The organism is Citrobacter sp. VF227, from assembly GCF_052950715.1.
The window spans coordinates 1-482 of record NZ_JBRFVF010000337.1 but is presented as its reverse complement, the minus strand read 5'-3'; the positions used below and the strand labels follow the sequence as shown (position 1 = coordinate 482).

The 482-nt window shown below is 61.0% G+C and carries 1 protein-coding gene; it reads right to left on the bottom strand.

The window, feature by feature from the left end:
* Positions 1-473 (bottom strand): AzlC family ABC transporter permease (locus ACU8YC_RS26625; protein WP_446896209.1); only part of this gene is annotated, 473 nt, incomplete at its 3' end.
* Positions 474-482 lie beyond the last annotated feature (9 nt).

The window sequence follows — 482 nt, the reverse complement described above, 5'->3', positions numbered from 1 at the left end:
ACAACGACGTTCGCCGTCACCAACGTGACACCGAGTCCTGCATAAAAGGTCGTGCGCATATCGCGCGGTATGTGTTTCAGGCGCTCCATCGCCAGAACCCAAGAGGTCACGGCCACGAAATGCGAGAGCAGATAGAGCACCCATTGCCGGCTTTTCCTGGCGCGCATCTCGGGCACGAGAGCCATCACCATCGGCATCAGGCGTATGGCAGACAACGTCACCGCAAACATCGCGGCCGGCAGTGCAACACCCGATACAATGGCGCCCACGAGGACGACCATCGAAGGCAACGCCCACACGATGCCGGTCATGAAGGCGGCCTGTACCACCGTGACCCCGGCGTCTTTCGCCAAGGCGGCGAAGCCGACAAAAGAACTGACAAGGATCAAGCCGGGAAGGGAAAATGCGGCACGAACGCCGCGCAGGAACCAGATCGAACGGGACGCGGATGTGTCGGTGATCGAGGTCGACATGTCTCGGCC